Source organism: Burkholderia sp. Bp8992, from assembly GCF_003853705.1.
In the GTDB taxonomy this organism is placed as follows: Bacteria; Pseudomonadota; Gammaproteobacteria; order Burkholderiales; family Burkholderiaceae; genus Burkholderia.
Genome location: NZ_QTQI01000018.1, coordinates 86839 through 99575 on the forward strand (window position 1 = coordinate 86839; position 12737 = coordinate 99575).

The 12737-nt window shown below is 66.8% G+C and carries 8 protein-coding genes and 3 tRNA genes; 2 read left to right on the plus strand and 9 right to left on the minus strand.

Annotated features, from left to right (window positions below; genetic code table 11):
* Position 1: 1 nt before the first annotated feature.
* Positions 2-1741 carry a SulP family inorganic anion transporter gene (locus DIE03_RS24665; RefSeq protein ID WP_124454890.1) on the plus strand — a complete coding sequence of 580 codons (1740 nt, stop codon included), beginning with the start codon at positions 2-4 and terminating at the stop codon, positions 1739-1741.
* Positions 1742-1768: 27 nt separating this feature from the next.
* On the opposite strand, the gene DIE03_RS24670 is transcribed toward DIE03_RS24665, so the two are convergent.
* The 9 genes from DIE03_RS24670 to DIE03_RS24710 all read right to left on the minus strand — a co-directional run bounded on the left by DIE03_RS24670 (position 1769) and on the right by DIE03_RS24710 (position 10008).
* A complete protein-coding gene (locus DIE03_RS24670; RefSeq protein ID WP_124454892.1) occupies positions 1769-2701 on the minus strand; it encodes a carbohydrate kinase in 933 nt (310 codons plus the stop codon).
* Positions 2702-2832: 131 nt separating this feature from the next.
* Positions 2833-3777: an ABC transporter substrate-binding protein gene (locus DIE03_RS24675; protein ID WP_124454894.1), complete on the minus strand. Its 945-nt coding sequence runs from the start codon at positions 3775-3777 to the stop codon at positions 2833-2835.
* Positions 3778-3859: 82 nt separating this feature from the next.
* Complete coding sequence (locus tag DIE03_RS24680; RefSeq protein ID WP_124454896.1) at positions 3860-4897, minus strand: ABC transporter permease subunit; 1038 nt, start codon at positions 4895-4897, stop codon at positions 3860-3862.
* Between the two features lie 40 nt (positions 4898-4937).
* Positions 4938-6491: a sugar ABC transporter ATP-binding protein gene (locus DIE03_RS24685; protein ID WP_124454898.1), complete on the minus strand. Its 1554-nt coding sequence runs from the start codon at positions 6489-6491 to the stop codon at positions 4938-4940.
* Positions 6478-7725, minus strand: coding sequence for an ROK family protein (locus tag DIE03_RS24690; RefSeq protein WP_124454900.1), 1248 nt, complete (start codon positions 7723-7725; stop codon positions 6478-6480). The genes DIE03_RS24685 and DIE03_RS24690 overlap by 14 nt, the downstream gene beginning before the upstream one ends.
* Before the next feature lie 476 nt (positions 7726-8201).
* Positions 8202-8288: transfer RNA gene (locus DIE03_RS24695), tRNA-Leu, on the minus strand.
* Between the two features lie 250 nt (positions 8289-8538).
* Positions 8539-8625: transfer RNA gene (locus tag DIE03_RS24700), tRNA-Leu, on the minus strand.
* 110 nt (positions 8626-8735) lie between these two features.
* Positions 8736-9725, minus strand: a complete 990-nt coding sequence (locus DIE03_RS24705; protein ID WP_124454902.1) for an aliphatic sulfonate ABC transporter substrate-binding protein — start codon at positions 9723-9725, stop codon at positions 8736-8738.
* A 196-nt stretch (positions 9726-9921) separates the two neighbouring features.
* Positions 9922-10008: transfer RNA gene (locus tag DIE03_RS24710), tRNA-Leu, on the minus strand.
* Positions 10009-10258: 250 nt separating this feature from the next.
* Here DIE03_RS24710 and rnr point away from each other — a divergent pair.
* On the plus strand, positions 10259-12733 hold the full coding sequence (gene rnr, locus DIE03_RS24715; RefSeq protein ID WP_124454904.1) for a ribonuclease R: 2475 nt from the start codon (positions 10259-10261) through the stop codon (positions 12731-12733).
* Positions 12734-12737 lie beyond the last annotated feature (4 nt).

Below are 12737 nucleotides of genomic sequence, written 5' to 3' on the forward strand. Positions count from 1 at the left end.
CATGACGACCGCCCCGATTCGTCCCGACGCCGGCCCGCAGCATGCCGACCATTTCGCTCCGCTCGATGCCGCTTCGCCGCCGCCCAAGCGGCGCATCGGTCTCGATGCGCTGGCCGGCCTGTCGATCGCCGGGCTGCTGATTCCCGAAGCGGTCGCGTATGCGGGGCTCGCCAACCTGCCGCCGCAGGCCGGCCTGATCGCGCTGCTGTCGGGGCTCGTCGTCTATGCGCTCACGGGCAGCAGCCGCTTCGCGATCGTGTCGTCGACGTCGTCGTCGGCCGCGGTGCTCGCGGCAACCGTGCTTGCCGAATCGGGGATGGCGCTGGCCGCGCAGCTCGCGCTCGCGGCGGCGCTCGTCGCGATGACGGGCGTGCTGTTCATGCTCGCGGGCGCCGCGCGGCTCGGCGGCATGTCGGATTTCGTCGCACGGCCCGTGCTGCGCGGCTTCACGTTCGGCCTCGCGCTGACGATCGTCATCAAGCAGTTGCCGAAGATCCTCGCGATCTCCGTGCAGCACAGCGATGCGCCCCATGTCGCGCTTGACCTGATCGCCGGCGCGCCGCATGCGAACCTCGCGAGCGTCGTGCTCGGTGCGATCGCGCTGGCGCTGCTGTTCGTGCTCGGGCGGAGCTCGCGCGTGCCGGCGACGCTCGTCGTGATCGTGTTGTCGATCGCGGCCGGCTACGCGATCGACTGGCAGCGATACGGGATCGCGATCGTCGGCCATATTGACTTTCGGCACCTCGAATTCGGCCTGCCGACGCTCGACCGCAACGCGTGGATGCAGACGGTCGAGCTCGCGTTCGCGCTGATGCTGATCCTGTACGCGGAGTCGTACGGTTCGATCCGCAATTTCGCGCTCAAGCATGGCGATACCGTGTCGCCGAACCGCGATCTCGTCGCACTCGGCTGCGCGAACCTGGTGTCGGGCCTGCTGCACGGAATGCCGGTCGGTGCCGGCTATTCGGCGACGTCGGCGAACGAGGCGGCCGGCGCGCAGTCGCGCTTTGCCGGCCTGTGGGCGGCCGGCGTGGTCGCGCTGATCGTCTGGCTGCTGCTGCCGCAGCTCGCGCGCACGCCGGAGCCCGTGCTCGCGGCGATCGTGATCTTCGCGGTCAGCCACTCGTTGCATCCGTCCGTCTTCCGGCCGTACTGGGCGTGGCATCGCGACCGGCTCGTCGTGATCGCCGCGCTGCTCGCGGTGCTCGTGCTCGGCGTGCTGCACGGCTTGCTCGCGGCCATCGGCGTGAGCCTGTTGCTGACGCTGCGCAAGCTGTCCGAGCCGAACGTCAGCGTGCTCGGCCGGCTGCGCGACAGCCACGACTTCGTCGACGTCGCGAGCCATGCCGACGCGAAGCCGGTGCCGGGCGTGCTGATCGTGCGGCCCGAAGCGCAACTGTTCTTCGCGAATGCGGACCGGATGCTGAATCGCGTGCGCGCGCTGATGAAGGCCGCGCCGGACACGCATACCGTGATGCTGAGCCTCGAGGAAACGCCTGATGTCGACGGTACGACGATCGAATCGTTACGCACCTTTGCGGCCGAATGCGCGGCGCGCGGGTTGCGGCTCGCGATCGTGCGACTCAAGATGCACGCGCTGCATGCGCTGCGCCGTGCGGCGGACGATACGCTGCACGACGACGCGATGTCGGAATTGAGCGTCGACGAGAGCCTGCAACTGCTGAAGGCAGGCATGCCGCCGGACGGCAGCGACGGCAGCGACGGCACGACCGCCGCGTGACGCGGCGGCGCGCGGCGCCGTCTATTGCTAAAGCGCGGCGACGCCGGCCGTGCGATCGATCATGCCGGCCACTTCCTCAGCCGTCGGCGCATAGGCGCCTGCGTGCCCACAGGCCACCGCCGCGCATGCGGCCGCGTAGCGCAGATGGTCGGCGGCCGTCGCATCGGGGCGCGCAAGCTGGCTCGCGAGCCAGCCGCCGATGCTCGCATCGCCGCAACCGACCGTGTCGGCGACTTCGGTCGGGAAGGCGGGCTGGAACAGCTCGGTGTCGCGATGCAGGAGCTGCATGCCCGATGCGCCGCGCGTGACGAGCAGCGTCGCGTCGGGCGCCCATTCGCGCAGTTGCGCGAGCGCGGCCGCCTCGTCGAGTTCGGGAAACAGCCCGCGCAGATCTTCGTCGGATACCTTGATCCAGTCGGCGAGCACGGCCAGCCGTTGCAACGTGCCGCGATAAGACGGCGCAGCCATCGGCGCGCGGAAGTTCGGGTCGAACGAAATCCGCTTGCCGGCCGCACGCGCGGCCTGTGCGACGTCGATCAGGCGCGACGCGAGCGGCTCGCGCACGACACCGAGCGAGCCGACGTGCACGATCTCGGCCGCGTCGAAGGCGCCGGCGGGCAAGTCGGCCGGATCGAAGGCAAGGTCGGCGCTGTTCTCGCCGATGAAGAAATAGTCGGGTGGCTGCTTCGACACGACCATCGCGAGCAGCGGCGCGCGGTCGACCTGCCGGATGAAGCGCATGTCGAGTCCTGCGTCGGCGCTCTTGCGCATCAGCTCGTCGCCGAAGGTGTCGCGGCTGACCGTGCCGGCGAAGGCCGTCGGCACGCCGAGCCGCGCGCTGACGCGCGCCACGTTCCAGCATGAGCCGCCGGCGACGCTGTGCCAATGCTGCGCGTCGTCGCGGATGAAATCGGTCAGCGCTTCGCCGAATACGATCAGGCGGGGGAACGTCGTCGTCATGTCGAAACCTTGTGCCGCGGCGTTGCGCGCGGCCGTACAGCGGTTGATCAAAAAAAGCGGGCAGTGCGGGCCGTCGCGCATGGCGACGCGGCCCGGCACTGCCCGGTTGCGCGGGCGGACGGGCGGCGCGATCAGCGCGGCGTGCTCCAGCCCTTGTAGGTCTTCACGTTGTCGCGCGTGATGAGCGTCGGCTCGATCAGGATCATCGGATTGGCCGGCTTCTGGCCGTTCATGATCCCGTAGCCGACGTTGACGGCCTGCTGCGCCATCGCCCACGGATCCTGGCTCGACGACGCCTGCACGAGCGTGTTGGACTTGAGCGCGACTTCGATGTCGGGTGCGCCGTCGACCGACGTGATCACGATGCCCGGACGGTTCAGCTGCTTCGCGGCAAGGTCGCTGCCGATCGCCTGCGGGTCGTTGATCGTGAACACCGCGTCGAGCTTCGGAAAGCGCGTCAGGTAGCCCTGCATCGCGTTCATCCCGCCTTCGCGCGAGCCCTTGCCGTCCTGGTCGCTCGACAGCAGCTTGATGCCGGCGTTTTTCGCGAGCACGGACTTGCAGCCGTTCACGCGATCGATCACGGCGGACACCTGCGGGCCGTTCTCGATGATCACGTTGCCCTTGCCGTTGAGTTTCTTCGCGATGTAGTCGCACGCGAGTTCGCCGGCCTTCACGTTGTTGGTCTGCACGGTCGCATTCGCGCCGGCCGCGGCGACGTCGACCGCGACGACCGTGATGCCGGCCGCCTGCGCCTTCCTCACCGCCGGTTCGATCGCCTTCGGATCGGTCGCGTTGAGCAGGATCATGTCGACGTGCGCGGAGATGAAGTTGTCGATCTGCGTGAACTGCTTGTTCAGGTCGTAGTCGGCCGAGACGGCCGTGACCTTCGCGTTCGGGTTGAGCTGCTTCGCACGTGCTTCGGCGCCCTTGACGATCGTGACGAAGTACGGATTGCCGAGCGACCCGACCGTGACGCCGATCGATTTGAGCGGCTTGTCGGCCGCGTGTGCGGCGGAAGCGCCGAAGGCGAGTGCGCAGGCGACGGCGGTCAGGGCGGCGGTGTGCTTGAACATGTCGTGGTGTCTCCGTGAGGTCTGTTGGCGAACGGCGCAGGCGGACCAGCCTGCGCCGCGAGGTTGAATCGACGGGAAGGGATCAGGTGCGCGCCGAGTCGCGCTGGCGGTAACGATCGAGCGCGACGGCGCCGATGATCACGAGCCCCTTGATGATGTATTGCCAGATGTCGGACACGCCGAGCAGCACGAGGCCGTTCGTCAGGACCGCGATGATCAGCGCACCGATCAGCGTGCCGACGATCGAGCCGACGCCGCCGACGAAGCTCGTGCCGCCGAGGATCACCGCGGCGATCGCGTCGAGTTCGTAGGACTGGCCGAGCTGCAGGCCGTTGGCCGCATAGAGCCGGGCGGCCGACATTACCGCGCCGAGGCCTGCCAGCAGCCCGGACGCCGCATAGACGAACATCTGGATCGCCCGCACGTTGATGCCCGACAGGCGCGCGGCTTCCGGATTGCCGCCGACCGAATAGATCCGCATCCCGAGCACCGTGCGGCGCAGGATGAACCACGAGATCGCGATCACCGCGCAGGCGATCACGACGAGCCACGGCACGCCGAGAATCGTGCCGTTGCCGATGAACGCGAACGGCAGTTGCGGGTTGAATACGGTCGTGTCGTTGCCGATCAGGCGTGCGACGCCGCGCACGGCCGTCATCGCGCCGAGCGTGACGATGAACGGCGGCAGGCGCAGGAACGAGATCAGCCCGCCGTTGATCGCGCCGAACACGAGGCCGACGACGAGTGCGAACGGCACGCCGAGCCAGCCCCAGCCGGGGATCGTCGAGGCGAGCAGCGCGGCGACGGCCGCGGCGGCGAGCACCGAGCCGACCGACAGGTCGATGCCGCCCGTCAGGATCACGAAGGTCATGCCGGCCGCGAGCACGATGTTGATCGATGCCTGCTGCGTGACGATCGACAGGTTCTGCAGCGTGAAGAAGCCGTCGGTCAGGAAGCCGAAGCCGATGCACAGCACCAGCAGCACCGGCAGCATGCCGGCTGTGCGGATCAGCGACTGCATGCGGGCGCGTTGATCGGCGCCGCGCAACAGCGGCGTACGGTTGGCCACCGGCTGGGCCGTCGCGGAAGCGAGGTTCCGCTGCTTGGTCGGGTTGATCATTTCGGTAACCTGAATGTAAGGGTGGAATGAAAGAGCGGGCTCAGTGCGCGTCGGCGAGTTCGGCCTGCGAGCCGGTGGCGAGCGCGATGATCGCTTCCTGCGTGATGGACGTATGCGTGTGGCCGCCGAGTTCGCCTGCGATCTCGCCTTCGCGCATCACGAGCACGCGATCCGCAACGCCGATGATTTCCGGCAGCTCGCTCGAGATCACGATCACGCCCACGCCGGCACGGGCCAGTTCGTTGATGATCCGGTAGATCTCGGATTTCGCGCCGATGTCGACGCCGCGGGTCGGTTCGTCGAGGATCAGCACGCGCGGCTTCGTCTCGAGCAGCCGCGACAGCAGCACCTTCTGCTGGTTGCCGCCCGACAGCGCGCCGACGTTGACGTTCGCGTGGGGCACGCGGATCGACAACGACGCGATCGCGTCGCGCGCGCGCTCGGCGCCGCGTGCGAGGTCGAGCGCGCCGAGCCGCGCATCGCGGTTGCACACCGAGATGTTGATGTTGTCGCGCACGCTCATGTCGAGGAACAGGCCCTGGCGCTTGCGGTCCTCGGTCAGGTACACGAGGCCGGCGTCGATCGAGTCGCGCGGCGAGTGGGCGCCGAACGTGCGGTCGCCCAGCTTCACCTCGCCGCGCACGCGCGCCTCAGCCCCGAAGATCAGCCGCGCGAGTTCGGTGCGCCCCGCGCCGACGAGGCCTGCGATGCCGAGCACTTCGCCGGCGTGCAGGTCGAGGCTGCAGCCGCGCACGCGCGCGCCGTCGGCCATGTCGCGGACCGACAGCAGCAGGTGGCCGGGGTCGTACTGCGCGTGTTCCTTCTTGTAAAAGCCGGAGATGTCGCGGCCGACCATCATCGCGACGAGCCGCTCGGCCGACAGCGATGCGCGTTCGAGCGTGCCGACGTACGCGCCGTCGCGCAGCACCGACACGCGATCGGACAGTTCGTAGATCTCCGCCATCCGGTGGCTGATGTAGATGATCGCGAGGCCTTCCTCGCGCAACTGGCGGATCAGGCTGAACAGGTGCTCGGTTTCGCGCGACGACAGCGGCGTCGTCGGCTCGTCCATCACGAGGATGCGAGCACGCGTATGCACGGCGCGCGCGATCTCGACGAGCTGCTGTTCGGCGATCGACAGCGTGTCGACGAGCGTGTCGGGCCCGAACGGCGCACCGAGGCGCGCGAGCACGTCCTGGCAGCCGCGCGCCATCGCCGCGCGGTCGATCGTGCCCCAGCGCCGGTTGCCGCGCCGCAGTTCGCGGCCGATGTAGATGTTCTCGGCAACGGTCAGGTTCGGCGACAGGCACAGCTCCTGGTAGATCACCGCGACGCCCGCATCGCGCGCGGCGAGCGGGCCGTCGATCTCGATGCGTTCGCCGTCGATCAGGATTTCGCCGCCGGCGTCGGCGCGGTATGCACCCGACAGAATTTTCATCAGCGTCGATTTGCCCGCGCCGTTCTCGCCCATCAGCGAGTGGATCTCGCCGGGATAGACGGTCAGGCTGACCTTGTCGAGCGCGCGCACGGCCGGGAACGTCTTGCTGATCCCGCGCATCTCGAGCAACGGACGGGGCGACTCAGAACGCGACATGGTGGACCTCCTGCGAGTCGGTGCGGGCGCCCTTGAGGATGCCGGCACGCGGAGAGAAGTTGAAGAACATCGGCAGCGTGGCGGCGCCGATCGCGCCGGCGTCGGCGCCGAACGTGCCGCGCACGAGCGTCGGCGTGCCGCGTGCTTCGGGTGCGGTCGCAACCAGCGCCGAGCGCAGGCGCGTCGTGACCGCGTCGAGCAGGCCCGCGTCGGTGTCGGCGTCGAGCACGACGACCGGCGCATCGACCACGCACAGCACTGCGCGCAACGCCGGTGCAAGCGCGTCGACGCAGTCGTCGATCCACTCGTCGACGGCCGGCAGGCCGCGGGCGATGCACGCTTCGAGATCGGCGCGATTCTCGACCGTCTCGCCGTGATGGCGCAGATGGCGCACGAGTGCATGCAGCGATGCGCGCGCGAGCAGGATGTCCCACGAGCCGCGTGGCGGCGGCGCGGAGGCGAGCCGGCTCGGCAGCACCGGAATCACGGCGATGTCGCCTGCATTGCCGGTCACGCCGCGCAGGCAGTCGCCGTCGATCGCGATGCCGCCGCCGATCGCCGGTCCGATGAACAGGTACACGAAATCGTCGCACTGCCGGCCGTATCCGTAGAACAGTTCGGCGATCGCCGCTGCATTGCCGTCGTTTTCGCCGAAGACGGGCAGCGACAGCGTGCGGCCGAGATCGGCCGCGAAATCGACGTCTTCCCAGGCGCGAAACGTGTCGGGCGCAAGGCCGAGCTCGCGCATCCACGCGCCGAGGTTGTAGGGCTGCGCGACGCCGACGCCGGTCAGGCGCGCGCGTTCATGGTCGGGGAGCAGGGCCTGCATCGCGTCGATGTCGTGACGCACGATTTCGAGCACGTCGGCAGGGGGCGGCAGCAGCGTGTCGTGCGAGCGGCGGCCGAGCACGTCGCCGGCAAAGTTGACGAGCGCGGTCTCGATGCGCATCCGGTCGAGATGGACGCCGATGCCGAACGCGCCGTGCGGGTCGAGACGGATCAGCGAAGCCGGCTGGCCGCGCTGGCCTTCGGTACGGCCGGCGAATTCGATCAGCTTCGCGTCGGCGAGCGAGTCGATGATGCTGCCGACCGCCGTGCCTGTCATGTTCGCGAGACGCGCGAGGTCGGCCTTCGACGCGCTGCCAACGCGGCGCAGCGTCTTCAGCAGCAGGCGCTCGTTGTAACGGCGCACGTTGGCCGAGTTGCTTCCCTGGCCGATGTGCGGGCTTCTCATGGCGTCTCCTTCCATGTCGCGCCGCTCGGCGGCGCATTAAATAAATCACGTTGATTTATTTAACCGCGTGAACGCAGCCCTGTCAGCCTAGGGAAATCCCGGTTGAGTGTGGTGATCGGGGCGAGCAGGCGGAATCGGGGATGGATCGTGACGACCGTCGCGACTTGTCGTTCGTGAAGGTGACGGTGGATGAAATCCGGCGAGCGGCGCCGATTGGCAGGGTGGTATGCGTCGTGCGTGGACGTCGCGAGCGCGACGCATCGATTCCGGCGCCGGAAATGAAAAAAGGCCGGCTAGAAGCTGACCTTTTTAAATACAGATGGTGCCCAGGAGAGGACTCGGTCACACGGGCGCGACCCCGGCTGCGCTTGCAAGCGCAGCCTTTCGAGTCCTCACGCAAAGCGCGCAGGCGCTTTGCTTCCTGGGCTGAAAATGAAAAAAGGCCGGCTAGAAGCCGACCTTTTTTATCAATCGAGTGGTGCCCAGGAGAGGACTCGAACCTCCACGATGTTGCCACCGCTAGGACCTGAACCTAGTGCGTCTACCAATTCCGCCACCTGGGCACGTTTTGCAGTGAGCTGCTTGCTGCAAAGAAGCGAAATTATAGCGCGTCTTTCGGGGCTGTCAACACTATTTGAGGTCGCGAACGAAAATAATTGATCGAGCGTGTTCGGGTGGGGCGGGCAGGGCGCACGAACTCGTTGCGGCGAGCCGAGCGTGAGTCATCGATATCGGTGTACGTGCTTGCGCAATCGATTCCGGTGCCGGAAATGAAAAAGGCCGGCTAGAAGCCGACCTTTTTTATCAATCGAGTGGTGCCCAGGAGAGGACTCGAACCTCCACGATGTTGCCACCGCTAGGACCTGAACCTAGTGCGTCTACCAATTCCGCCACCTGGGCACGTTTCGCTTGCTGCAGTGCGAAGACCGCTATTCTAGCGTGTCGGCGGAGTCTGTCAACACAATTTCATCCGAAGTGATAAAAATATTCGCCCCGCGCGTGGCAGGCACTCACGCGCCGACCGGCTCCGCGCGCCTTGCCGTGAAATTCCAGCGCTGAGCCTGTCCCGTATCGACGCGAGCGGGCAGCAGTCCGGCTGCGAGGAAGGTGTCGGCGATCTTCTGTTGTTCGCCGAAGTTTTGCGCGACCACGGCGCGGACGAGATAGCTGCGTCGCGCATTCGCACGTGCGATCGTTGTCGCGTCGAGCCCCCAGATCGGCGCAAGCGTGTTCGCGGCTTCCTGCGGGTGGTCGCGCAGCCACGTGCCGGCTTGCGACAACTGGTCGAACAGGATCTGGACGACGTCGGGTCGCGCGGCGGCGAAACTGCTCGACGCGAGGTAGTAGCGCTGGTACGACGCGAGTCCGTCGCCGTCGGCCAGAATTCGCACGTCGGGATTCCGGTCGACCGATGCGACATAGGGATCCCACGTGATCCATGCGTCCACGCTGCCGCGCTCGAATGCGGCACGGCCGTCTGCAGGCGTCAGGTAGTGGATCGCCGCATCGGCGGGCGTGAGCTTCGCGCGTGCGAGTGCGGCAAGCAGCAGGTAGTGGCTGCCAGCCGCTTTCGTGACCGCGATGCGCTTGCCTTTGAGATCGGCGAGCGTGTGCAGCGCGCTGTCCTGCTTCACGACGATCGCCTGCGCTTTCGGTGAAGGCGCTTCCTGCGCGACGTACACGAAGCGCGCATGCGCGGCCTGCGCGAAGACCGGAACCGTATCGGCCACGTCGGCGCTGAAATCGACGGCGCCGACGTTGAGCGCTTCGGTAAGCGGCAATCCGCTCGCGAATTCATGCCACGATACGAGCAGGCCGAGCGGTGTCAGCGCCTGCTCGAGCGTGCCGCGCGTCTTCAGCAGCGTGATGAGCGTCGACGACTTCTGGTAACCGATGCGCAGCGTGGCGGGCGCGTTCTCCGCGTGCGCCCGTACGCCCGCGACAGTGAGGCCTGCGGCCAGCATCGCGCGCGCGAATGCGCGGCGGTTCATCGACGTCATGAGTCGTGCTCCTCGTTGGATGCGTTGAAAGCAAGGCGGCTAACGTAGCAACGGGGAGGGCGATTGATAAACGATTAATTCTGCTATCGATCGGAATGGCCGACATAAGGGCCTAAGGGCCGGTGGCCGGCTCCGCGAGACGGGCGCTGAAAATGAAAAAAGGCCGGCTAGAAGCCGACCTTTTTTATCAATCGAGTGGTGCCCAGGAGAGGACTCGAACCTCCACGATGTTGCCACCGCTAGGACCTGAACCTAGTGCGTCTACCAATTCCGCCACCTGGGCACGTTTTGCAGTGAGCTGCTTGCTGCAAAGAAGCGAAATTATAGCGCCCCAATTATTCGTGTCAACACTTTTTTGCGATGCATCGCAAACCGGCCGCCGTCGTGCCCGCTCGCGGCATTCCCGTCTTTTGGCGACACAGGCGGGTGATAGAATGACCCGCCGCCGTCAATATAGAATTGTCTGACGGACACCTCTATGTTGATGCCGTGCACCATCAGTCAACGCAACGAGAACAATCATCGACAAACCCTTGAGCAAATATCCGTACCCCATTCCGAGCCGTGAAGAAATTCTCGGCGTGCTGCGTACGAGCGACGCGCCGCTGGCTGCCAACGACATCGCCGAAGCCCTGTCGATCAAGCGTCAGGAGCGCGAGGGGTTCTTCCGGCGAGTCGCCGCGATGGAGCGCGACGGCCAGATCCGCCTCGACAAGCGCGGCCACTACCAGTTGACCCATCCGTCGAACTTCGTCGCCGGGCGCGTGCAGGGGCATCGCGACGGCTACGGGTTCGTGATCCGCGACGACGGCCAGGACGACCTGTTCTTGCCGAACGGCGAAATGCAGAAGGTGATGCACAACGATCGCGTGCTCGCGCGGATCGTCGGCTACGATCGCCGCGGCCGTCCCGAAGGGCATGTCGTCGAAGTCACCGAACGCGCGAACAAGCGCGTGATCGGCCGCCTGCTCAACGAGAACGGCGCACTGATCGTCGCACCGGAAGACAAGCGCATCGGTCATGACATCCTGATCACGCAGAACGTGAAGAAGGCGAAGGTCGGGCAGGTCGTCGTCGTCGAACTGACCGACTTCCCGAGCCGTCATTCGCAGCCGCTCGGCCGTGTCGTCGAAGTGCTCGGCGACATCGACGATCCGGGCATGGAAATCGAGATCGCGGTGCGCAAGTACGGCGTGCCGCACGAATTCAGCCAGCCGGCGCTCGACGAAGCCGCCGCGCTGCCCGACAAGGTGCGGCCGGCCGACCTGCGTTTCCGCGTCGACCTGCGCGACGTGCCGCTCGTGACGATCGACGGCGAGGACGCCCGCGACTTCGACGATGCCGTCTACTGCGAGCCGGTCAAGGTCGGCCGTGGCGACGGTTTCCGGCTGATCGTCGCGATCGCCGACGTGTCGCACTACGTCCAGCCTGGCACCGGGCTCGATGCCGATGCGCTCGAACGCAGCACGTCGGTGTATTTCCCGCGCCGCGTGATCCCGATGCTGCCGGAGAAACTGTCGAACGGCCTGTGCTCGCTGAATCCGCACGTCGACCGCTGCGTGCTCGCGTGCGACATGGTGATCACCGCGCGCGGCGAGATCAAGGCGTACCAGTTCTATCCGGCCGTGATCCATTCGGCTGCGCGCCTCACGTACACCGAAGTCGCGGCCGTGCTGTCGAACACGAAGGGCCCGGAGGCTGCGCGCCGCGCCGATCTGCTGCCGCACCTGCAGGACCTGTACGGCGTCTACAAGTCGCTGTTCGCTGCCCGCCAGAAGCGCGGCGCGATCGATTTCGACACGACCGAGACCTACATCGTCTGCAACTCGCAGGGCAAGATCGAGCAGATCGTGCCGCGCCAGCGCAACGATGCGCACAAGCTGATCGAGGAGTGCATGCTGGCTGCGAACGTCTGCGCGGCCGATTTCCTGAAGCGCCACAAGCATCCGGGCCTGTACCGCGTGCACGCGGGGCCGACGCCGGAGAAGCTCGAGAACCTGCGCGCGTTCCTGCGCGGCATGGGCCTGTCGCTCGGCGGCGGCGACAAGCCGCATGCGAGCGACTACGCGGCGCTGATGGCGCAGATCCGCGACCGGCCCGATGCGCAGATGCTGCAGCCGATGCTGCTGCGTTCGATGCAGCAGGCCGTCTACAGCCCGGACAACATCGGCCACTTCGGTCTCGCCTACGAGGCGTACGCGCACTTCACGAGCCCGATTCGCCGCTATCCCGACCTGCTCACGCACCGCGCGATCTACGCGATCCTGTCGGGCAAGAAATACACGCCGAAGGCGCCGGAAGGCTTCGAGCTGAATACCGCGCTGTCGCCGCGTGCGCGCGCCATGCAACAGGCCGACGACGAATCGCGCGGCCGCTCGCGCTCGAACACGGCGATCTGGGAAGAGCTCGGCCTGCACTGCTCGGCGAACGAGCGTCGCGCGGACGAAGCGTCGCGTGACGTCGAAGCATGGCTCAAGTGCTACTTCATGCGCGACAAGCTCGGCGAGGAGTACGGCGGGATGGTGAACGGCGTTACGTCGTTCGGCATCTTCGTGCAGCTCGACACGCTGTTCATCGAAGGGCTCGTGCATGTGACGGAACTCGGCTCGGACTACTTCCAGTACGACGAGATCAAGAACGAGCTGCGCGGTGAACGGACGGGCATCCGCTATCGCCTGTCGGATCGCGTGCGCGTCCAGGTCAGCCGCGTCGATCTCGACGCGCGCAAGATCGACTTCCGCCTCGTGCGCGATACGCCGGTGAAGGCGCCGCGTCCGTCGCCGGCGCCGGCTGCCGCCGGTGGCGATCGCAACGGCAACGGTCCGCGCGTGCGTGCGCTGCCGCAGGCGGAGGAGGCCGCTCCGCGCCGCAAGAAGGCCGCGAGTGCGCCGAGTGTCGCGGTGAAGGACGCGCGCGCCGCGCGTTCCGCAGCGAAGAAGAAGGGCGGCGGCGGTGGCGCACCGGCGAAGCCGACTGCGAAGAAGACACACGCCCGCAAGAAGTATTGAGCGT

Bases quoted from the DNA above. Each gene is read 5' to 3' on its own strand.
- DIE03_RS24665 (WP_124454890.1), top strand. From the start codon at position 2: ATGACGACCGCCCCGATTCGTCCCGACGCCGGCCCGCAGCATGCCGAC.
- DIE03_RS24670 (WP_124454892.1), bottom strand. From the start codon at position 2,701: ATGACGACGACGTTCCCCCGCCTGATCGTATTCGGCGAAGCGCTGACC.
- DIE03_RS24675 (WP_124454894.1), bottom strand. From the start codon at position 3,777: ATGTTCAAGCACACCGCCGCCCTGACCGCCGTCGCCTGCGCACTCGCC.
- DIE03_RS24680 (WP_124454896.1), bottom strand. From the start codon at position 4,897: ATGATCAACCCGACCAAGCAGCGGAACCTCGCTTCCGCGACGGCCCAG.
- DIE03_RS24685 (WP_124454898.1), bottom strand. From the start codon at position 6,491: ATGTCGCGTTCTGAGTCGCCCCGTCCGTTGCTCGAGATGCGCGGGATC.
- DIE03_RS24690 (WP_124454900.1), bottom strand. From the start codon at position 7,725: ATGAGAAGCCCGCACATCGGCCAGGGAAGCAACTCGGCCAACGTGCGC.
- DIE03_RS24705 (WP_124454902.1), bottom strand. From the start codon at position 9,725: ATGACGTCGATGAACCGCCGCGCATTCGCGCGCGCGATGCTGGCCGCA.